This is a genomic window from Acinetobacter sp. AB03 (genome assembly GCF_058107045.1).
This window is the reverse complement of the sequence record NZ_JBUEBA010000002.1, coordinates 2,505,789-2,527,418: the sequence shown is the minus strand read 5'-3', so window position 1 is coordinate 2,527,418 and position 21,630 is coordinate 2,505,789. Positions and strand designations below refer to the sequence as shown.

Annotated in this window: 21 protein-coding genes; 12 read left to right on the top strand and 9 right to left on the bottom strand. The window is 42.9% G+C overall.

What is annotated here, in order from left to right; translation table 11 throughout:
- The first annotated feature begins 83 nt into the window (after positions 1-83).
- From tuf to rimI, 3 genes are all read left to right on the top strand, one after another.
- Complete coding sequence (tuf, locus tag ACY3FQ_RS12840; protein WP_004692776.1) at positions 84-1,274, top strand: elongation factor Tu; 1,191 nt, start codon at positions 84-86, stop codon at positions 1,272-1,274.
- A gap of 293 nt (positions 1,275-1,567) precedes the next feature.
- Positions 1,568-2,449 (top strand): metal-dependent hydrolase, encoded by an 882-nt coding sequence (locus tag ACY3FQ_RS12835; protein WP_489774150.1) that lies wholly within the window; start codon positions 1,568-1,570, stop codon positions 2,447-2,449.
- Between the two features lie 104 nt (positions 2,450-2,553).
- Entirely contained in the window at positions 2,554-3,012 is a 459-nt protein-coding gene (rimI, locus tag ACY3FQ_RS12830; protein WP_279691915.1) for a ribosomal protein S18-alanine N-acetyltransferase, read from the top strand.
- A gap of 29 nt (positions 3,013-3,041) precedes the next feature.
- Here the strand turns inward: rimI and ACY3FQ_RS12825 are convergent, their stop codons facing one another.
- The 3 genes from ACY3FQ_RS12825 to trxB all read right to left on the bottom strand — a co-directional run bounded on the left by ACY3FQ_RS12825 (position 3,042) and on the right by trxB (position 5,650).
- Positions 3,042-3,857 carry an arginyltransferase gene (locus ACY3FQ_RS12825; protein ID WP_005400173.1) on the bottom strand — a complete coding sequence of 272 codons (816 nt, stop codon included), beginning with the start codon at positions 3,855-3,857 and terminating at the stop codon, positions 3,042-3,044.
- A gap of 21 nt (positions 3,858-3,878) precedes the next feature.
- On the bottom strand, positions 3,879-4,610 hold the full coding sequence (gene aat / locus ACY3FQ_RS12820) for a leucyl/phenylalanyl-tRNA--protein transferase (protein ID WP_005400172.1): 732 nt from the start codon (positions 4,608-4,610) through the stop codon (positions 3,879-3,881).
- 86 nt (positions 4,611-4,696) lie between these two features.
- On the bottom strand, positions 4,697-5,650 hold the full coding sequence (trxB, locus tag ACY3FQ_RS12815) for a thioredoxin-disulfide reductase (protein WP_279691918.1): 954 nt from the start codon (positions 5,648-5,650) through the stop codon (positions 4,697-4,699).
- A 42-nt stretch (positions 5,651-5,692) separates the two neighbouring features.
- Here trxB and ACY3FQ_RS12810 point away from each other — a divergent pair, with 42 nt between their 5' ends.
- The 3 genes from ACY3FQ_RS12810 (at position 5,693) to ACY3FQ_RS12800 (ending at position 10,003) form a co-directional block, all read left to right on the top strand.
- A complete protein-coding gene (locus ACY3FQ_RS12810; protein ID WP_264754357.1) occupies positions 5,693-5,824 on the top strand; it encodes a hypothetical protein in 132 nt (43 codons plus the stop codon).
- A 121-nt stretch (positions 5,825-5,945) separates the two neighbouring features.
- Positions 5,946-9,041: a DNA translocase FtsK gene (locus tag ACY3FQ_RS12805; RefSeq protein WP_005400170.1), complete on the top strand. Its 3,096-nt coding sequence runs from the start codon at positions 5,946-5,948 to the stop codon at positions 9,039-9,041.
- A 56-nt stretch (positions 9,042-9,097) separates the two neighbouring features.
- A complete protein-coding gene (locus ACY3FQ_RS12800) occupies positions 9,098-10,003 on the top strand; it encodes an AEC family transporter (RefSeq protein WP_279691920.1) in 906 nt (301 codons plus the stop codon).
- 56 nt (positions 10,004-10,059) lie between these two features.
- On the opposite strand, the gene ACY3FQ_RS12795 is transcribed toward ACY3FQ_RS12800, so the two are convergent.
- The 6 genes from ACY3FQ_RS12795 to yihG form a co-directional block, all read right to left on the bottom strand.
- Positions 10,060-10,347: a PA4642 family protein gene (locus ACY3FQ_RS12795; protein WP_004694907.1), complete on the bottom strand. Its 288-nt coding sequence runs from the start codon at positions 10,345-10,347 to the stop codon at positions 10,060-10,062.
- Positions 10,348-10,468: 121 nt separating this feature from the next.
- Complete coding sequence (gene minE, locus ACY3FQ_RS12790; RefSeq protein ID WP_004694905.1) at positions 10,469-10,741, bottom strand: cell division topological specificity factor MinE; 273 nt, start codon at positions 10,739-10,741, stop codon at positions 10,469-10,471.
- 2 nt (positions 10,742-10,743) lie between these two features.
- Entirely contained in the window at positions 10,744-11,556 is an 813-nt protein-coding gene (gene minD / locus ACY3FQ_RS12785) for a septum site-determining protein MinD (RefSeq protein WP_010326008.1), read from the bottom strand.
- A gap of 69 nt (positions 11,557-11,625) precedes the next feature.
- Positions 11,626-12,357: a septum site-determining protein MinC gene (gene minC / locus ACY3FQ_RS12780; RefSeq protein WP_078389443.1), complete on the bottom strand. Its 732-nt coding sequence runs from the start codon at positions 12,355-12,357 to the stop codon at positions 11,626-11,628.
- A gap of 123 nt (positions 12,358-12,480) precedes the next feature.
- Positions 12,481-13,530 carry a hypothetical protein gene (locus ACY3FQ_RS12775; RefSeq protein ID WP_004694898.1) on the bottom strand — a complete coding sequence of 350 codons (1,050 nt, stop codon included), beginning with the start codon at positions 13,528-13,530 and terminating at the stop codon, positions 12,481-12,483.
- 10 nt (positions 13,531-13,540) lie between these two features.
- Positions 13,541-14,473: a 1-acylglycerol-3-phosphate O-acyltransferase, YihG family gene (yihG, locus tag ACY3FQ_RS12770; protein WP_004694896.1), complete on the bottom strand. Its 933-nt coding sequence runs from the start codon at positions 14,471-14,473 to the stop codon at positions 13,541-13,543.
- 257 nt (positions 14,474-14,730) lie between these two features.
- Here yihG and ACY3FQ_RS12765 point away from each other — a divergent pair, with 257 nt between their 5' ends.
- The 6 genes from ACY3FQ_RS12765 to ACY3FQ_RS12740 all read left to right on the top strand — a co-directional run bounded on the left by ACY3FQ_RS12765 (position 14,731) and on the right by ACY3FQ_RS12740 (position 21,598).
- Complete coding sequence (locus ACY3FQ_RS12765; RefSeq protein WP_004694894.1) at positions 14,731-15,381, top strand: YiaD family glycine zipper/OmpA-like lipoprotein; 651 nt, start codon at positions 14,731-14,733, stop codon at positions 15,379-15,381.
- A gap of 127 nt (positions 15,382-15,508) precedes the next feature.
- Positions 15,509-17,548 carry a UvrD-helicase domain-containing protein gene (locus ACY3FQ_RS12760; protein WP_004694892.1) on the top strand — a complete coding sequence of 680 codons (2,040 nt, stop codon included), beginning with the start codon at positions 15,509-15,511 and terminating at the stop codon, positions 17,546-17,548.
- A gap of 43 nt (positions 17,549-17,591) precedes the next feature.
- Positions 17,592-18,044, top strand: coding sequence for a dUTP diphosphatase (dut, locus tag ACY3FQ_RS12755; RefSeq protein ID WP_004694889.1), 453 nt, complete (start codon positions 17,592-17,594; stop codon positions 18,042-18,044).
- A 196-nt stretch (positions 18,045-18,240) separates the two neighbouring features.
- Positions 18,241-19,668 (top strand): phosphomannomutase/phosphoglucomutase, encoded by a 1,428-nt coding sequence (locus ACY3FQ_RS12750; RefSeq protein ID WP_010326013.1) that lies wholly within the window; start codon positions 18,241-18,243, stop codon positions 19,666-19,668.
- A 10-nt stretch (positions 19,669-19,678) separates the two neighbouring features.
- Entirely contained in the window at positions 19,679-20,581 is a 903-nt protein-coding gene (argB, locus tag ACY3FQ_RS12745; protein ID WP_004984290.1) for an acetylglutamate kinase, read from the top strand.
- Positions 20,582-20,749: 168 nt separating this feature from the next.
- Entirely contained in the window at positions 20,750-21,598 is an 849-nt protein-coding gene (locus ACY3FQ_RS12740; RefSeq protein WP_010326014.1) for a class II glutamine amidotransferase, read from the top strand.
- Positions 21,599-21,630 lie beyond the last annotated feature (32 nt).

Below are 21,630 nucleotides of genomic sequence, written 5' to 3'. Positions count from 1 at the left end.
ACTATAAGCCCAAACTAATTCATAGTTAAAAACCAAGTGCTCATGCAGTGATCCTGCATGAGTAGTTTAAAAAGGAAGATCTCATGGCTAAGGCTAAGTTTGAACGTAATAAGCCACACGTTAACGTGGGCACAATCGGTCACGTTGACCATGGTAAAACAACTTTAACAGCTGCAATTGCAACTGTATGTGCGAAGAAATTCGGTGGCGAAGCGAAAGACTACGCTGCAATTGACTCTGCACCAGAAGAAAAAGCACGTGGTATTACAATTAATACTTCACACGTAGAATACGATTCTCCAACTCGTCACTACGCACACGTAGACTGCCCGGGCCACGCCGATTATGTTAAAAACATGATTACTGGTGCTGCTCAGATGGACGGCGCGATCCTTGTATGTGCTGCGACTGATGGTCCAATGCCACAGACTCGTGAACACATCCTTCTTTCTCGTCAGGTTGGTGTACCTTACATTCTTGTATTCCTTAACAAGTGTGACCTTGTTGATGATGAAGAACTTCTTGAATTAGTAGAAATGGAAGTTCGTGAACTTCTTTCTACTTATGACTTCCCAGGTGATGACACTCCAGTTATCCGTGGTTCAGCTCTTCTTGCACTTAACGGTGACGCTGGTCAGTATGGCGAAGAAGCAGTTGTTGCGCTTGTTGACGCGCTTGACACTTACATTCCAGAGCCAGTACGTGCAATCGACCAAGCATTCTTAATGCCAATCGAAGACGTATTCTCTATTTCTGGTCGTGGTACAGTAGTAACTGGCCGTGTAGAAACTGGTATTGTGAAAGTAGGCGAATCAGTTGAAATCGTTGGTATCCGTGATACTCAAGTAACTACAGTTACTGGCGTAGAAATGTTCCGTAAATTGCTTGACGAAGGTCGTGCGGGCGAGAACTGTGGTGTTCTTCTACGTGGTACTAAGCGTGAAGACGTACAACGTGGTCAAGTACTTGCTAAACCAGGTGCAATCAAGCCACACACTAAATTCGATGCAGAAGTATACGTACTTTCTAAAGAAGAAGGTGGTCGTCACACTCCATTCCTTAACGGTTACCGTCCACAGTTCTACTTCCGTACAACTGACGTAACTGGCGCGATCAAATTACAAGATGGCGTTGAAATGGTTATGCCTGGTGACAACGTAGAAATGTCAGTAGAATTAATCCACCCAATCGCAATGGACCCAGGTCTACGTTTTGCGATCCGTGAAGGTGGTCGTACAGTTGGTGCTGGTGTAGTTGCTAAAGTAACTGCATAATCATCTGATTGTGTGAAAAAAAAGCGCTCCTTTGGGGCGCTTTTTTTATTTATTCATTTTACTGCGAAAGTGATTATTTTAGGCAAGATACATCATGTTTTAGTGTTCATCCTAAAAATAGCGTAGAAGTTTACGCACACTAAATTGTCTAACAATCTACGCTTAAAACTGTCCTAAACTGATATTTTGCTGACCCTAACTGCACTTATGGGCGGAGCCCAATCACGTAAGATAAAAAGACGAAAACAACTATAAGTAATGGATGTCTTCAGGATATTCATAGGAGCAGAAAGATGAATGCAAAGGTAAAAATCACCAACCGTGCGGGCGCGAGTTTCCCTGTACGTCGGATGAACTTTGAGTTTGAAAGCGTACCTGAATATTGGATGAATGGTTCAGCTGGACTGACCCATTTTATGACTGCGCTTTCGGCACTCTTTCCAGCAGGTGAAATGTTTTTTATCGACAGTGTTCGTGTCGTTAGACAGCATCCCTCAATCAAAGATAATGCCGAACTACAAAAAGAGATTTCAGCCTTTATTGGTCAAGAAGCGATGCATACGCAAGAACATGAAGGTTTTAATGCTTCGGCACAAAAGTATGGGCACGATGTTGCAACACTTGATCGCTATACGGATCGTGCAATTCAAACCACGCGTAAAGTGTTTGCTTTTCTCGGCAAGCCTGTGGGTATTACTCAAGAGATGGTGGATTTAACGGCAACCACCGCGCTGGAACATTTTACTGCAACCATTGCCTCTCAGTTGTTGGTCAATAACCACATTCAAGAGCTGATGAGCGATGAAACCATGAAAACCATGTGGTTATGGCATGCCATTGAAGAAAATGAGCACAAAGCTGTGGCTTATGATGTGTTTGAAGGTGTTTTTGGTAAGGGAGTCAAATCCTATTTACTACGAACGGGATCACTGGTTGCAGCCATGGCCATTTTATTATGCGTGCAGTCGTACTTTGTATTTCGTTTATTACAGCAAGATAAACAGCTGAACAGGGCGGCGCTGAAAGATATTTATACCTATGCATATAGTCCATCGAAAGGGATTATTACAGGGATGGCACGTGAAATGATCATGTACTTTAAACCGGATTTTCATCCTAATCATCACGACACCGATGCGTTACTTGAGAAGTGGAAGTTAAAATTAGGGTTTTAAGCAGTTTTGGCTCTTTGAGCGATGTAAATCGCTCTTTTTTTTGTTCGGTTTTTAGCACAAATTTTTTATACTGTGACCTCCACATTTTAGAAAGATAAACGAAGATGATTCGTTTAATGCAAGCTGCGGACTTAAGCCAAGTTGCGCAGATTGAAAATTTAGTTCAAACCCATCCTTGGAGCCTACAACAGTTCCAAGAGTCCATGCAGTCTTATCACAGTACCGTGATTGAACAGGCAGGGCAGGTGGTAGGCTTTTGTATCCTCCAGCCCGTTCTTGATGAGGCCAATTTATTGTTGATGGCCATTCATCCAAGCCAGCAAGGCAAAGGGCTGGGTTATCTGCTATTAGATGCTTCACTGGCACAACTTAAAAACAACCCGCTACAGGTATTTTTAGAAGTCCGTGAGAGCAATCAAGCAGCTATTGCCTTGTATGAAAAGTCCGGTTTTCATCAAATTGATTTGCGTAAAAATTATTATCCTAAACCAGATGGTGGTCGTGAGCATGCCATTATTATGGTGAAATCGTGTAGTGATGACTTTTCCGAGTTATTTAAATAAGAGAAAAGTCGAGCTTCTGTATAACGTCATTATTTAATAATGGCGTTATTCCACCCCGAAGGTAGGGTGGTCATTAAGGAGTTTCCCAGTTGCTGTACTTCCTCGCTACTCAGGCTATGATTGAGTCTGCGCCACTGACCATCAATCAACAATTCTAGCGGTAAATACTGCGATTTGTAGTTCATTTTTTCTGAGTGCGGCACCCAATAGCCTAAATACACAAACTGTAAAGCGCGTGCTTTGGCGAGCTCGATTTGTTTTAAAATGGCGAAAGTCCCTAGTGAGCGTTTGTTTTCATCGGGATCAAAAAAAGTATAAACCGCAGATAAACCATCATCTAGAGGATCGCAGGTAGACACACAGATGAGCTGGTCTTCTTTCCATAGCTCTAAGAAAAAGCTCTCAGTACAGCTATGCACGAGGAATTTATCAAATTGATCACGGCTAGGCGGGAACATGTCTCCATCGGCATGGCGTTTAAAAATATAACGCTCATATAAGTCATAATGTTTTTGGGTGGCGTCTGCAGTGCGGGTAATTTTTAAAGTGAGATCTTGATTGCGTTTCCATGCTTTTTTTTGACTGCTGTTCATTTTAAATTCGCGCACAGGTACGCGGCTAGATAGACACTGTCGACATAGATGACACTCTGGGCGGTAAACAAAATCACCACTCCGGCGAAAACCAACCCGAGAAAGTTCAGACAGCGTGACGACATCAATACGATGTGCTGGATCGAGAAATACCATCCGAGCTGACTTTTTTTCTAGATAGCTACAGTCATGCGGTGGCGTGATGTAATACTGTAAATCATTCAGTAGGGACTTCGGGTGATACGAATTCATGATAAATCCCTCTATTATTCTTTATTCAGTCAGTCGCGCATTTTGCGCTATTGTTTTACTTGAAAATACACCGTCCTGATACATTTTCCAATCGATAGCGGGTTGATTTACAACATCTTGTAACGATTTTAAGTAGGTTTGCCGAGAAAGTGTACAAGCACCAAGGCTTAACAGATGATTATTGACCAATTGGCAGTCGATCCAAGGCAGCTTATTTTCACGTCCAATCAACATCAGCGTATAAAATGCCATTTTTGAGACATCCGTTTCGGTACTGAACATGGACTCTCCAAAACAGCCGTGTCCAATGCTGACGCCGTATAGTCCACCAACCAAGCGTGTTTGATCCCAAACTTCAACGCTATAGCCATAACCCGCATCAAACATTGCGCAGTAGCCATCTATAATGTCTTCACTGATCCACGTGTCATCAGCGTAGCTGCGTGGTAGTGAGCAGGCACGGATCACCCGTTCAAAAGCTTGATTGATGGTGATGCGATAATCTTGCTTTTTCATGCTCCGAAGGAGAGTTTTACTGGGCTGATAATCCTGCGGACGGATGATGCAACGTGGCTCGGGGCACCACCAGCAGATGGGCTCGCCTGTTGAGAACCATGGAAACAAACCATGGCTGTAGGCTTCAAACAGGGTAGAAGGGGAGAGGTCTGCACCGATACAAATTAAGCCTTCACCTTCGGGGTCAACTTCAAGTGGATCGGGAAAGATATACTCAGAAGGTGGTAACTGCTGCATAGTGGTGTGTATACATGATAAAAAATGACTTTAAGATCATACATAAAAAAACCGCCTATGGAAGGCGGTCTTTTTCAAGGCTTAGATTATTCGCCTAAAGCATCCAAATACTTTTCCGCATCTAGCGCAGCCATACAGCCAGAACCCGCTGAAGTGATCGCTTGACGATAAACACTATCAGCAATGTCGCCTGCTGCGAATACACCAGCGACGGAAGCAGCTGTGGCATTACCAGATGTACCGCTTTGAACTTGGATATAGCCATCACGTAAGTTCAATTGACCATCAAACATTGCGCTGTTTGGTTTGTGGCCAATGGCAACAAACAAACCTTGAACATCAATATCTTGTGTAGATTCGTCTTGAGTCGATTTTAAGCGAACTGCGGTTACACCCGTGTTGTCACCTAAAACTTCATCCACTTGGTGATTCCAAATGATGCTGATTTTGCCTTCTTTTTCTTTCTCAAATAGATGATCTTGAAGGATTTTTTCAGAACGCAATGAATCACGACGGTGAACCAAAGTCACATGCGATGCAATGTTAGACAAATATAGTGCTTCTTCAACGGCAGTATTACCGCCACCCACAACCATGACTTTTTGGTTTTTGTAGAAGAAACCATCACAGGTTGCACATGCGCTTACGCCTTGGCCCATAAAAGCAGCTTCAGACTCAAGACCTAAGTACTGAGCGGTCGCACCTGTGGCAATAATCAGTGCATCACAAGTGAACTCATCCATGTCACCTTTGAGTAGAAATGGACGTACAGAAAGATCAACTTCATTGATATGATCGTAGATGATTTCAGTACCAAAGCGTTCAGCATGCGCTTGCATACGTTCCATCAGTGCAGGACCTGTTAAGCCTTCAGGGTCACCTGGCCAGTTATCCACTTCAGTCGTTGTCGTTAGCTGACCACCGAGTTGGATACCCGCAATCAATGTCGGCTTTAAGTTGGCACGCGCAGCATATACCGCAGCGCTGTAACCCGCAGGGCCTGAACCGAGAATAATCAAACGTGAGTGACGAGCGCTCATACGTAGAATCCTTTTTTTATTTAGAAATTTGTGGAATTATACGTGAAACTCTATAACAGTTGTGTGAGTTCAATGTCGATATTATTGATCAATCAAATCGATTTGAGCTATATAGAAGAAATATGCGGTGTAGAGCGGGAAAAAGTGGAAAAATCATCTGCTCGCTATACATAAAGCATTTAAGAATAGTGCATCTTTTTATAAAGAAGAGGTGCATAATATGACGTTTATTGTGAAACTTTTGCTTTAGGTTTCGAACAAAAACATTAATGAAGAATTTGTTACAGGACAGTATATGACTGAGGTGTCGGGTGCTTATGCACAGCGCTTATTAATGACATTATTTTTAGTCTCGTTTGGCATTTATTTGTTCCTTGCTACCGTGACCTATACCCCATTTGATCCGGGCTGGATGCATATATCAAGTGATACCTTGCAAGTCTCGAATGCCAGTGGCGTTGCTGGGGCGTGGATTGCTGACTTATTGTTCGGTTTTTTAGGCTGGGCAAGTCTACTTATTCCTGTGTTTTTGTTCATTGAAGCCATTCAAGTATGGTGGCCGCATAGTTTTTTAAACCGCCCATTTCGTTATGCTGCACAATTCTTTATTTTGCTTGCAACCGCCAGCTTACTGTTCTTGTTTTGGAAAGTTCCAGCGGACACTTTAGACAATGCCTCTGGCGGCATTATTGGTTATGAACTGGGACAAAGTTTGTCGCAGATTTTAACCATTTACGGTGCAACCTTATTTTTGGTCGTGTTTACCGTGGTCTTATTGACCTTAGCTTTCGGTATCAAATGGAACCGTACTTTCGCGACCCTCAAAGCAACTCCTGCTTATTTACAAGATTTATTTTACCGTAATGTGCCTGAAAGCGAGTCTGCCTTTGATCGTACGACGCCAAGCGTCAAAAAAGAAGTGATTGCAACGGCACCGAAAAAGGATGTTGAAGCAACGGAATTGGTCGAGGCGCCAGTAGCCGTGCAAGAGGCATCAGTTAAAGCACCTCAGCGCGACTATTCAGCAGAGCATTTGTTTAATGACATGGTGGCTAAAGAGCAACGTGTTCAAGAACAACAGGTGGACGTAGATGATGAAGCAGAACTTGAGCGGACTATAGAAAAAGCGCACCAATTAGAACAAGACAGTCAGCGCGTGGTGGCGACAGGAGAAGTGTGGCGTGCATTAAACTCAGGTGAAGATCAACGTCATAAAAATGATATTGATGCTTTACTTCGTGCTGCCGAAGAAGATCGCCCATTTAGCCCAGAACAACATTTTCAAGCAGTGGTGCAAGATCATACAGCGCCAATTGCTGATCCTCATTATTTCCAAGACGATGCCCCTACACAGAAGAAAAATGTCGATTGGGATGATGATGAAATCTTTGATGAGCTGCTTGCTGCCGTACCCAATGGCAAAACAGCAACGGATGTTCACAGCCCATTCAATACGCCTGAACCTGTGTCTCATTTACATGTGGTTGAAGATCCAATTGCGGTAGCTGAGGTTGCAACCTTGAGTGCTACGGCGAGTCCCGTTGCATTACAACCAGCGCCGAGTGGAATTGCAAAAGCACAGCTTGATGAATTGGATGATTTAGACGAATTCCTTGCTGAAGATTGGTCGGAGCAGAAAGTAGCTGCTTCAGATGTGCGGACCAGCAGTAGCTATGCGCAGTCATCTGCTTTTGTACAAGCACCTATTCAGCATCATAATACAGTGAGCACAAGTGCTACAGCGGCTTTAGCCAAAGAAGTTTTGTCCAAAGAAGCATTTATTGAAGCATGGCAGGACACCGCTGGAAAACCGCAAGACGAAGAAGAGTTTGACTTTGATGCGCCATTGACTGATGCATCAGGCCGTCCAATGTCTTTGTCCATGCAAGTAGCAGAGCGTCGTCGTGATTTATCACCCCTTCCAGGATTGGATTTGCTGGATGAAGTTGACCTGAATAAAAAAGTCAATTTCACTGCTGAACAGTTGGCGCGTTTATCTGAATTACTTGAAATTAAACTACAAGAGTTCAATGTCAAAGCTAAAGTGGTCGAAGCGCAGCCAGGGCCAGTAGTAACTCGTTTTGAGTTGGATTTAGCACCAGGTGTGAAAGCCTCTAAAGTGACCAATATTTCACGAGATCTGGCACGTTCAATGTCCATGGCATCTGTACGTGTGGTTGAAGTCATTCCGGGTAAACCGTATATCGGGATTGAAGTGCCGAATAGCACACGTGAAATGGTACGTTTAATCGAGTTGTTGACCATTCCTGCTTTTACCGATCCAAATAGCATTCTTTCGATGGCAATGGGCAAAGATATTTCGGGTAATCCAGTGATTGCTGACTTAGGTAAAGCGCCGCACATGCTAGTTGCAGGCACCACTGGTTCAGGTAAGTCTGTTGCAGTGAACTCGATGATTTTATCGATGTTGTTGAAATATACGCCAAATGAGCTGCGTTTAATTTTGATTGACCCGAAACAGTTAGAACTTGCGAACTATAACGATATTCCGCATTTGCTTACTCCAGTGGTCACGGACATGAAAGATGCGGTCAGTGCTTTGAACTGGTGTGTGAATGAGATGGAACGTCGTTATAAACTGATGTCTTTCTTAAAAATTCGTAAGCTGGCGGACTATAACCGTAAAGTGGAAGAAGCGATTGCCAATGGTGAAGAGCTGATTGATCCGACTTGGAAAGCCAGTGATTCGGTTGCTGGTGAGCGTGCACCACGTTTGACCCCATTACCATCGATTGTGATTGTGGCGGACGAGTTTGCCGATATGATTATGCAGGTCGGTAAGAAAGCTGAAGAAATGATTACGCGTTTGGCACAAAAGTCACGTGCCGCAGGCATTCATTTGTTACTTGCAACGCAGCGTCCATCGGTCGATGTAATTACGGGTCTGATTAAAGCCAATATCCCAACACGTGTGGCTTTACGTGTGAACTCGAAAATTGATTCACGCACGATTTTGGATGCTGGTGGGGCGGAAGACTTATTGGGTCATGGTGATATGTTGTTCTTAGGGCCGGGTAAAATTGAACCTGAACGTGTACATGGTGCCTTTATTGCCGATGATGAAGTCAACCGCATCTGCGATGCGTGGCGTGAGCGCGGCTCACCAAACTATGTCGATGAAATCTTAACGCCATTTGATGAAGAACCAAGTTCTCGTGGTTTTGAAGATGGCGATGGCGATCCAAACCGTGATGCACTTTATGACCAGTGCGTATCCTTTGTATTGGAAACACGCAAGGTTTCGGTGTCCTCGTTACAACGTAAGTTTAGTTTGGGCTATAACCGTGCCGCGCGGATTGTCGACCAAATGGAAGAAAATGGGATTGTGAGTGCGCAAGGTGCGAACGGTAAGCGAGAAATTTTAGTTTAAAAAGAAAGCCTGCGGATTGCAGGCTTTTCTTAATTATTCAGTTTAGGCATCCAGTCATGCAAATTATTGATGCATTAATTCCATTGGTAGTACTCATTGCCATGGGGTATGTATTAAAGCGGTATCGCTTTTTAACGGTAGAATTTTGGCAAGGCGCTGAAAGACTGAATTATTGGATTTTGTTTCCTGTTTTGCTGTTCAGTAGTCTAGCCACCGTTTATTTTAATGTCGGGCAAGTCCTGCCAGCGCTTGCTGTGGTCTTTACTGTGACCTTGCTGATGAGTGTGATGCTGTGGGTATTAAAAGCGGTGTATGGTACGCCTGTGTCGCAATTTGGCGTTTATTTACAGAGTCATATTCGCTTTAATACTTATATTGGTTTGACCAGTATGGCTTTGATTTTTGGCGCTGCAGGGATGCAAGTCTTTGCCATGATTATTGCCTTTGTTATTCCATTGGTGAATGTACTTTCCGTACTTGGTTTTTCTCAAGGGCAGGGACTGTCTTATAAAAATATTGCGTGGTCGGTTGCGAAAAATCCGCTGATTCTGGCTTGTCTGGTCGGGATTATTTTTAATTTTTCAGGTATGCATTTGCTCGAGAGCATGAGCCAATCTTTAAAGCTAGTAGCAGGGATGAGCCTTCCGCTTGGGCTCTTGTGTGTGGGCGCAGCACTCCAGTTTAATGCGTTAAAATATGCTGGCCGAGCGCTAATTCTAAATACCTTTGGGCGTTTAATCTTCGTGCCTATTTTAGCCTATGTAGGCTGTCTTTTATTTGGTTTAGCAACATTTGAAACCATGATTGTGGTGGTATTCTTCTCGCTCCCAACAGCCTCAGCAGCCTATGTCCTAACCAAATATTTTCAAGGGGATAGTCAACTCATGGCGGCAATCATTAGTTTGCAAACTTTGTGTTTCGGTTTGACTTTTCCACTTTGGATGTGGTTTTTACAGACATAAAAAATGCCAGTTCTACCGTACTGAGCTGGCATTTTAAAATTGCTGTTTTTGAAGAGTTAGGCAAATTTAGCCAAGACTTCTAAAAACGGTGCTGCTTGACGTGGATAAGCGGCAATTACGTCATGGATACGTTGACCTTCTGGATTGGTGGCATTAATGTCGCGACCATCCGTTTTAAATTGGGTGAGCAGACGCTCATAATCACTTGGGCGCATGTGTTTAAAGGCATGGTACAACACATGAAAGTCGCCATTCACACCTTCAGGAGGAAGCTGAGTTAAGTAGGCAAATACACGCTCATCTGACCATTCTTCATTGAACGTTGCTGGCTGAGATAATGCCATAGCAATCTCCTTGCTGGTTTAATCATTAAAAAAGGCAAAATATGGGAGACAAAGAAAATACTTTCTTGTATCTGCGCATATTCTGCCTTGATTCAATTTGCTTGACTAATCAAAAATCAGATTAACGTTCTTCAGGCAAATTGATATTCATTTCAAGCATTTCAATATTCGCTTCAGAACGGACAGCCATTTGAATGTGCTGTTCATCTACACCGCGAACATAGCGATTCACCACTTGCATGATTTCTTTCTTCATTTGGTCGATTTTGTCTTGGCTAAGACGTTTACCTAAACCGCTTTCAGACGCTACGATGACTTTCAAACGATCTTTTGCGGTTTGAGCACTAGACGGTTTTTCATCATTACTAAAAAGCTTACTCCAAAATCCTGCCATGTCTACGCTCCAAATAGTCGTGCTAACCAGCCTTTAGGCTTCACCGTAATATGACGGTAAGGACGTTCTTCACCTAAGAAACGTGCCACAAGGTCATCATAGGCTTGGCCTGCTGCTTCTTCAGTAAAGAGAATCACTGGTTTACCTTCGTTAGATGCTTGTAAAACACTCTTACACTCAGGAATCACTCCCAAAGTTGGCACACGTAAAATATCTTTAGAAATGTCGTCAATGGTTAACATTTCTTGTTTATCCGCACGTTCAGGGTTGAAGCGTGTGATACACAAGTGTTTACGAATACGACCTTCATTCATTTCAACTTTTTTGGTTTTGCTGTCGAGCATACCAATAATACGGTCAGAGTCACGTACAGATGAAATTTCAGGGTTGGTCACAATAATCGCTTCATCGGCATGGTACATTGCTAAAATTGCACCGCGTTCGATACCTGCAGGTGAGTCACAAATAATGTAGTCAAACTCTTGTGACAACTCATCCATGACACGTGCTACGCCTTCATCAGTTAAGGCATCTTTATCACGGGTTTGCGACGCAGGTAAAATATATAAATTCTCGATATCTTTATCGCGGATAAGCGCTTGTTGTAATCGAGCTTCGTTATTTAATACATTGACAAAATCATACACAACGCGGCGTTCACAACCCATGATCAAATCAAGGTTACGTAAACCTACGTCAAAATCGATCACAACAGTTTTGTGACCACGTAGGGCTAAACCTGTTGCAAAAGATGCGCTTGTCGTAGTTTTGCCTACGCCACCTTTGCCTGATGTTACGACAACAATTTTCGCCACCGAATCCACTCCTGTTATGGTTTAAATCCCCTTATTTATCATTTGGGGCTTTTGGTGTTTATTTATACATTAAAATTCAAGCGCTTCAAATACAAGCTCTTGTTGATCATTTAAGTAAATATGTGTTGGGCGTTTTAAATGCTGCGCTGGAATATCATCTGCAACACAATAGGTCCCTGCAATTGAAACCAATTCAGCTTCTAAAGCATGACAGAAGATGCGTGCAGCGCTGTTTCCGCCCGCGCCGGCAATGACTCTACCACGAGCACTACCATAAATATGTATATTTCCTGAAGCAATCACTTCCGAGCCACTGTTAATGCCTGCGGTAATAATGATATCGCCTTGATTTTGAACCAAGCACTGCCCCGTACGTAAAATTTCGTCATGATATGAAGTTGCATGGCGAATGACAGGTGCTGCCGCAACTGGCGTATTGGTAGAAACTGTCGTAGCAGGAGCAGGAGCTTCAACCACTTGCTCTTTGGTTGCTTTGACTTCTTGAAGTTGCGAGCTAATACCATGTCCTTGCGCGGGAATCACAGGGAATTGAATGGCACGGGCTTGTTCAGCCAAAATTCCTTCTTGTACTGCCATCGGCTGTACATCCAGATCCAGCAATAATTGAATCAAGGAAATTAATTCTTGCTCAACGCTACTTTCCAGAACAACTAACGCCCCAGCAGTCGATGCATTTTGTAATGTTTTACTTAATTGCTGTCGGATTGCATCATGATCATTGGTGTCAAGGGTAATGCGAATCGCATTGACCATTCTGCCAGTTATCCGGATATCAGCCATAATTTTTCCTTAAGACTTCTCAGATTTATTTTTTACTAAAGAAGTGATGTTGTAAATAGAGCAAATCCTAGAACAAAATGAAGGATTGCACTAGCTGCGTTTGTAATATTTTTACCTTAATGCTTATTCTTTGGCTTGATCATCTTTTTCAAGCTCTTCTAACCACTGTTTCACCTTAACTTGCTTGCGAATGGCATCTAAGCTTTCATAGACAACAGACTCAACCAACTGTTCCAAAGACTGATTATCGATTTTTAAATCACTGACTTTTTCAGCTATCAAGCGATAGGTGGCATTGGGCTGTGCTGGATTTCCCACAACCATTGGTTCCAGTAAACCTTGTGTGATGTTTTCACCAAGTCTTTGTCCGATACTTTGAATTTGTTGCTCAATTCTTCCACCCACAATTGGAATCAAACGCAGTAATTGGGTCAGTTCAGGGGTATCTTCAATCGCACGATTCACAATCAGACCGACATTTTGGGCAATGAAATATTGACGTTGTTTCAGTTCGGTGGCGAGAGATTCTTGTAAAATTTCAGCCAATGCTTGTGCAAATAAAGTCCGATGATGATCGACGAGGTCATGAATAATTTTTTTATGGGTCGAGCTGGTATTTAATTCGTGCTTCACCCCATCCAATACAGTAATAACCACACGGTCAGACAGTTCTTCCATCACTACGCGATAGTAAAATTTGCCCTTCGCTTGTACCGATGGAGGAATGACGTTATAGCCTAATTCATGCAGTCGAAAAGCAATCACTCCCGCGCGGAATAATCTTAAAAAGCGTAAATGAGGGATAATTGCTAAAATTTCGTACCAATGAATAAAGGGAAAGAAAAACCAGCGACGATGGTGTCGATACACGATGGCAATGCCCCAACGCACCAATAATTCAGTAATCAAGAACAGAATAAACCAAGCTTCTGTGGTGATGACCCACGGATGCAAATGCTCACGATAGAAGCTTAAGACACTTTCTAGGTGAATGGCATGGAAAAACCATCCACCGATATTGCTCATGATAAAAAAATTAGCACACAAACAAAACAAGTTAAAAATGATGAGAAACACCATAAAAATGTCATAGATCAAAAACAGTTTGAAATACAAACTTTGTGGATCAACCTGATGATATTTAGACTTTTTGACTTGGTTATTCTGCATCATGCATAGACCCTTACTCGGTTAAATTGGAGGTTGAGTATTTGGCTTTCATTTTTTCAATCAACTGGTCTTTTTCAGTCCAAAGTTGATCGACCCACTGTTGGAATTGTTCACGAAAGTCTGCATCGTCTTCATAGTTTCCAGCGAGTACCCATGCAGGAATATCAATTTTACGTAAATTGACCGCAATCCGTGGGACTTCCCCGAGCCAAAATTCGCTATAGCCAGGTGCGCCGTCGGGATAGACAATGGTCATATCTACCAAGGCATCAATGTCATTACCTAAAATACTTAAGGCTAAGGCCAAGCCACCCGCTTTCGGTTTAAGTAAATTTTGGTAAGGCGACTGCTGCTGTGCATGTTTTTCTTGTGTAAAACGCGTGCCTTCCAAATAATTTAACAGGGTGAATGGTTGGCTAAGCAGTTGTTCACAAGACTTACGTGCCTCTTCCATATCGCGTGTTTTCAACGCAGGGTTTTTCGCAATTTGTTCTTTACTATGCCGCTTCATCATCGGGAAGCCTAGAATTTTAAAGGCTTGGCCGACAAATGGAATAAAAATAAGTTCCCACTTGGTAAAGAAGCGGGTAAGGGGCATACGGGTTAAACCAAAATATTGGTTAACCGTGGTGTCGACCCAACTTTGATGGTTGCAAGTCATCAGGTAACGACCCTGCATACTCAGCTCAAGATCATCATCGACAGAAATGTCCCATTTCGTGTTGGGTAGGACATGATCGATTAAATAATTGTTCACAGCAAGCCAGCTGTTGGTGATTTGAATATTGGTCTCATCCACTTTTTTTGATTTTTTAAACAGTTTGGTCAGGCCAAGCGCGAGCACTGGCGGGCCATGAAAAAAAGTACTGCCTGTAATGACTGAACCAACAGTTAGACCACGGGTGATTTTTTTTAATAAAGGTTGTTTTTGGTTTGGCGATGACATAAAAATAAACCCTAAAATATAATGCGTTTCGCAACTCGTTCTATTTTCTAAAGGTCAATATAGTACGGGATGATCAAATAGAAAAGCACCAAACATTAACTGTGTAGAAATTGTGACGAAGAAAGTCTTGAAAAGGAAATTTTTTATTACATATTGTAAATAAAGGCTTTATTATTAACAAAAAATCAATGGTCTAGATCATCGTTTTACGACAATATTCGTTCTATAAACAAAACACACAAAGAAGGAGGCATGCGATGCGTGCACTAGCAATTTCCGCAGTCGTTGGGGCAATGGTTCTTACAGGTTGTCAAAGCACTGGTAATAACATTGGTGGTGTAGAATACGATAAAGCTGCATTAGGAACCTTAATTGGTGCTGCTGCTGGTTATGGTATTTCTAAAGGAAACGCAAACACGAGCCGTCAAAACAACCGTGCTGCAGCGATTGGCGCAGTTGTCGGTGGTGCAACGGGTGTTTACCTTGACAACAAAGAGAAGAAACTTCGCCAACAAATGGCGGGTACTGGTGTAGAAGTTAACCGTAATCCAGATGGCTCTGTAGGTTTGGTTCTGCCGGGTAACATTACCTTTGATACCAATAAATCAAACATCAAGCCGAACTTTTATTCAACTTTAAACAAAGTTGCACAAACCTTAACTGAAGATAACAAGAGCGGTATTCTTGTAACAGGTTATACAGACAGCACAGGTAATGATTCAATCAACATTCCTCTGTCTCAAGCGCGTGCGCAATCTGTAGCAAGCTACTTGGCATCTCAAGGTGTTTCTACAACACGTATTAATGCACAAGGTCAAGGTTCAGCAAACCCAATCGCGTCTAACGCGACTGCTGAAGGCCGTGAGCAAAACCGTCGTGTAGAAATCAGCATCTACGCAATTCAATAATTTTTATTGAAGACTGAAAAACCACCTTCGGGTGGTTTTTTTTATGACTGTTAAAATATGAATTTGCATTATGCATCTGTAGCGGAGATGACTATAATCGAGCTCGGAATGAAATAGAGGAAAGACTATGTCACTGGCAAGTCAGTTAAATGACAAGCAACTTGAAGCCATGAAATATACTCAAGGACCCTTGTTAGTACTTGCAGGGGCTGGTTCAGGTAAAACTTCGGTGATTACCCGTAAGATTGCCTACTTGGTGAAACACTGCGGCATTCCTGCTTATCGTATTACCGCGATGACGTTTACCAACAAAGCAGCACGCGAAATGAAAGAACGTGTCACCAAGCTGCTGTCACGTGAAGAGGCAAAAGGGCTTTCAGTCTCGACCTTCCACACCTTTGGCCTAAACATGCTGCGTTTAGAGCTGAAACACACACCATTAAAAAATAATTTTTCTATTTTAGATGCGGACGACTGTAAGCGTATTTTGATGGACTTGATGCACCGTGACAATTTATCCGGTGCGGAAAGTAAAGAACTGATTGCCAAAGCCATGAAGATGATTTCAGATTGGAAAAATGATCTGATTCCGCCTGAGCAAGCACACACCACCTGTGAAACCGCAGAAGATGTTCAGTTTGCGCACTTGTATCAACTGTATGAGCGTAATTTACGTGCCTATAATGCGGTCGATTTTGATGACCTAATTGTGATGCCGACGCGTCTTTTACAAGAAAATGCAGAAGTACGTGAGCGCTGGCAAAACCGTATTCGCTATTTATTGGTCGATGAGTATCAAGACACCAACACCGCACAGTATATTTTGGTGAAATTGCTGGTCGGGGTGATGGGACAGTTCACTGCGGTGGGTGATGATGACCAATCGATCTACGCATGGCGTGGTGCCAAGCCTGAAAACATGGCTTTGCTGAATGAAGATTTTCACAATTTAAAAGTGATTAAACTCGAACAGAACTATCGTTCGACCAGTCGTATTTTAAAAGCGGCCAATACTGTGATTGGTAACAATCCACATATTTTTGATAAAAAACTGTGGTCAGATAAAGGTCATGGTGAAGTAATTCGAGTGATTACGTGCCGCAATGATGACGATGAGTCAGAACGTGTAGTAAAAGACTTAATTACGCATAAACTGATGAATGGTAAAAATTGGAAAGATTACGCCATTTTGTATCGGGGTAATTTTCAAGCACGTGCACTGGAAACACAACTGCGTCAAATGCAGATTCCGTACAAATTATCAGGTGGTCAGTCGTTCTTCGGACGAGCTGAAATCAAAGACGTGATGAGTTATTTGCGCGTCATTATTAATCCTGAAGATGACAGTGCATTTTTGCGAATTATCAATACACCTAAACGTGCCATTGGGCCTGTGACTTTAGAAAAGCTGGGTCTGTTTGCACAAGAAAATCATTTGTCTTTGCTCTCTGCAGCGGGTGATCAACGTCTCACCATGGTGATTCCTAAAAAAGCCACCACGCAGTTGGCGGAGTTTGCAGACTTTATTACCACCTTTACCCGTGAGTTGCTTGAGGATGATGAACCTGTACCGATTATTCGCAAGATGATGGTTGAAGCGGGTTATATCGACTATGTCAAAGAGTCTGCGGCGACGCCTGCGCAAGAAAAAACCAAGCTGGATAATATTGAAGTGTTGTATAGCAGTATTCAAAGTTTGATTAACCGTGCTGAAGATGTTGATGAGAAAAACATTGAAAGTGTAATTCGTAAAATGGTGTTGCTGGATATGTTAGAGCAGCAGCAAGAAGAAGAAGACACTGACAAAGTAAACCTGCTCACGCTGCATGCATCCAAAGGGCTTGAGTTTCCATATGTCTATCTGATCGGTCTTGAGGAAGAGTTACTGCCGCATAAAAACTCGATTGCCGCAGATACGGTTGAGGAAGAGCGTCGCCTGATGTACGTGGGCATTACCCGTGCGCGTCAGGGTTTAACCATCACGCTTGCAGAACAACGTAAGGCGGGCGGTCAAATGAAGCAAATGACACCAAGTCGTTTCTTGGATGAGTTGCCGCAAGATGAGTTGGAATGGCTGGGGCGTAAAAAGAAACTGGCGGGCAATGTCGATCCGAAATTACAAGCGCAGCATTATTTAGATAATTTACGTGCATTGATTAAGCGCTAAATATTTTTTTATTTTAGAAATTTATTGTACTAGGAAAAAGAGAATGAAAGTTCAGGTTAAAGTGTTGGATTCACGTTTAGGCAATGAATGGCCAATGCCAACCTATGCGACAACGGGTTCAGCAGGCTTAGACCTTCGTGCATGTGTCGATGCTGCGACCGTCATCGAACCGGGACAAACTGTTTTGGTCAAAACAGGTTTATCTATTTATATTGAAGACCCACACTTTGCTGGTTTAATTTTACCGCGTTCAGGCCTAGGTCATAAGCACGGCATTGTTTTGGGTAACTTGGTGGGTTTAATTGATTCGGACTATCAAGGTGAATTGATGGTGTCGGTTTGGAACCGTAGCCAAACAGCTTTCAGTTTAGAGCCAGGTGAACGTCTTGCACAGTATGTACTCGTACCTGTGATTCAAGCCCAGTTCGATATTGTAAATGAATTTGAAGCGACAGAACGTGGTGCAGGTGGTTTCGGACATACTGGTCAAAACTAATCTCTCAGTGATAAAGTAAAACAACAAAGCCTCTCCTTGAAAGAGGCTTTGTTGTTTTAATGCTGAATGATCATTTTTAGTTCATAAAAAGTTACAACTCTTTTTTGAATCCTTAGTAAAATTAAACCCAGCGTTAAGCATAACAACAAGGACAGCTGAAAGAGCTGTTGATCTGAATAAATTAGAAGTTAGACCTATGGATTTTCAGCCAAAATTTCCTGCACATATTTTTCGTGCCTATGACATCCGTGGCAAATTGGATGTTATGAGTGCTGAGCTGATTCGTGCCATTACACAAGCGCTCGCAACTCAATATTTAAAGACTGGGCAGACACGTTTAGCCATTGGTTATGATGCTAGACAAAGCAGTCCTGCTTTTGCAGAAATTATTTACAAAGAATGTCTTAAACAGGGCTTAGATGCGCAAATCATCGGATGTTGTGCTAGTCCTGTGTTGTATTACACGGCACGTCAGTTCGACGGCAATGGCATTATGGTGACAGCCAGCCACAATCCGAAGTCGGATAATGGGATCAAATGGATTATGCAGGGTGAGCCTCCTTTACCTGAGGCAATCCAACAGGTGGCACGCGATGCAAATGAATATTTTGACAGCCATGCAGAGATGAACTGGCAAACGTTGCCACATCAGATCGTGCCTGAATATTGTCTGGCTTATCAGGCGGCATTGCTCAATGATATACAGCTCATGCCTCAACCGCGACCCTATAAAGTCGTGGTGGATGGTTTATACGGTTCAGCGGGGCGTTGTGCCGTTTTGGTCTTAAAGAAACTCGGCTGTGAGGTGCATGCTTTACGCTGTGAGGCCAATGGTGAATTTCCTGAACATGCCCCCGATCCATCTCAAGCCAAACATCTAGATCTACTACGAAACGCCGTGCAACAGCAGCATGCCGATATCGGTATTGCCTTTGATGGGGATGGTGACCGTGTTGTATTGATTGATGAAAAGGGCGTAATCATTTCAGCAGACCGTTTATTGTCCTTGTTTGCGCACATGTGTTTGGCTGATCATCCAGCACATGAAGTGGTTTTTGATGTGAAATGTTCCACCATGGTTCGAAATACAGTATTGGCCCATCACGGTATTCCAAAAATGATTCGCACAGGTAGTTCTTTTTTGCGGAAATATTTGGCGCAATCTGAAGGGCATGCGGTTTTTGGCGGTGAATATGCAGGGCATTATGTATTTAATGATGGTCGTGGCTTTGGTTATGACGATGGTTTATATGCCGCACTACGTGTGCTGGAATACTTAAGTTTGAAGCAATGCACTTTGTCCGAAGCACTGGCAGACTACCCAGAACGTGCCAGTACAGAGGATATTTATATCAGCACCCATCAGATTTCACCCGCGCTGGTTTTAGCGAATGTGGAAAAACAAAGTCAGCACTTTCAAGCAGAAATGAGTAAAATTGATGGCGTAAGACTTGATTTTGAGGATGGATTTGGCATTATTCGAGCATCGAATACGGGCGAGTATTTTACCGTGCGTTTCGACGCGGACAGTGATCAGCGGCTCCATCAAATTCGCCATAACTTTGTGCACATGCTGACGGCAGATTATCCGCAGATTGCACAAGACCTATTAGACGCCCATTAAGGAGAGGCACATGCCACATCAACATACTGGCCTCGACAAAGCACAAGTCCTGACTGAAGCTTTGCCGTATATTCAACGTTTTGCTGGAAAAACGCTAGTAGTGAAATATGGTGGCAATGCAATGACCGATCCTGAGCTTGAGAGCTCGTTTGCACGTGACATCGTTTTGTTAAAAACCGTCGGTTTAAATCCAATCGTGGTGCATGGCGGCGGTCCACAAGTGGATTCGTTTTTAAAGCAATTGGGGCGTGAGTCGGATCGTATTGATGGTATGCGAGTGACCGATCCAGCGACCATGGAAGTGGTTGAAATGGTGTTGGGCGGTAGTGTGAATAAATCTATCGTGAACTTGATTAACCAACATGGCGGTCGTGCCATTGGTTTAACGGGTAAAGATGGTAATTTACTGCGTGCACAAAAGTTACTGATGGAAAAAACTGCGGAAGATGGCACGGTACAAAAAATTGATCTAGGCCTAGTGGGCGAAGTGACCAGTGTTAAAACCGATGTATTGGAAATGTTTACCAGTGGTGATTTTATTCCTGTGATTGCACCTTTAGGTGTGGATGAAGAGGGCAATACTTATAACATCAACGCGGATTTGGTGGCTGGAAAAGTGGCTGAAGCTTTAGGTGCTGAAAAGCTGATTTTGTTGACCAATATTTCAGGTGTTTTAGATGAAAATAAAAACCTGCTCACGGGTCTAACCACCCAAGAAGTTGACCGTCTCATTGAAACGGGCGTGATTTACGGCGGGATGATTCCGAAAGTGGGTTGTGCTCTAGATGCGGTGAAAGGTGGTGTGGTAAGCGCGCATATTGTGGATGGTCGTGTGCCACATGCAACGTTGTTGGAGATTTTCACCGATCATGGTGTCGGTACATTAATTACCAATCGCAGTAATAAACACTAGCATTTTAAAAAAGCCTCTTCGGAGGCTTTTTTTAGGCCTATGCATTTTATAAAAATAGTTTTATGCGTGAATGTGTTCGGGTTATGAAGCATTGTGAATTGCAAGCCAGTCAGGACTCATGCACAATAAAACCATCATAAATAAATATGTTTAAATAAGATCAAGATTATGTGCCAACTGCTCGGAATGAACTGTGCAACACCGACTGATATTACCTTTTCATTTCGAGGCTTTTCACAGCGCGCGGGGATTACTTCAGACCATTGTGACGGTTTCGGGATAGCTTTTTTTGAGGATAAAGCCTGCCGTTTATTCGTTGACAATCAATCTGCAGTTGAGTCGCCGATTGCTGAATTAATTCGGAACTATCCGATCAAATCACGCAATGTGATTGCCCATATCCGCAAAGCGACGCAGGGAAAAATTAACTTAGAAAACTCACATCCATTTAGCCGTGAGCTATGGGGGCGACAGTGGATTTTTGCGCATAATGGCGATTTGCATGACTTTGATCCTGTACTTTCAGGACGCTTTACCCCAGTTGGCAATACCGACAGTGAACGTGCATTTTGCTATTTACTTGATCAGCTGGTGAACAAGTTTGGCTATATCGAGCCAAGTCTAGATCAAGTTTTTGATTTATTAACGGATATTTCTCCACGGATTGCGGAGCATGGCACGTTCAATTTTTGTTTATCGAATGGACAAGCCTTGTTTAGTTATGCCATTACCAAACTGCATTGGTTGGTGCGTGAGTACCCATTTAAACCTGCGCAGCTGATCGACATTGATGTTGAAGTCGATTTTAGTCAAGTGACTACCGCAGAGGATCGCGTGGCCGTGATTACTACCGAACCGTTGACTCAAAATGAAGCGTGGACAGCCTTTGCACCAGGGGAAATGATTTTATTTCAATATGGCAAAGCGATACGCCACCAAATGACCCATGTGGAACGTTTAATCCGAGAAGCCAAAGATCCGTCTTTAAAACGCGTTACTAAAGCGGATCAATATTAATTTATTTCAAAATGATTGGAATATAAAAGCAT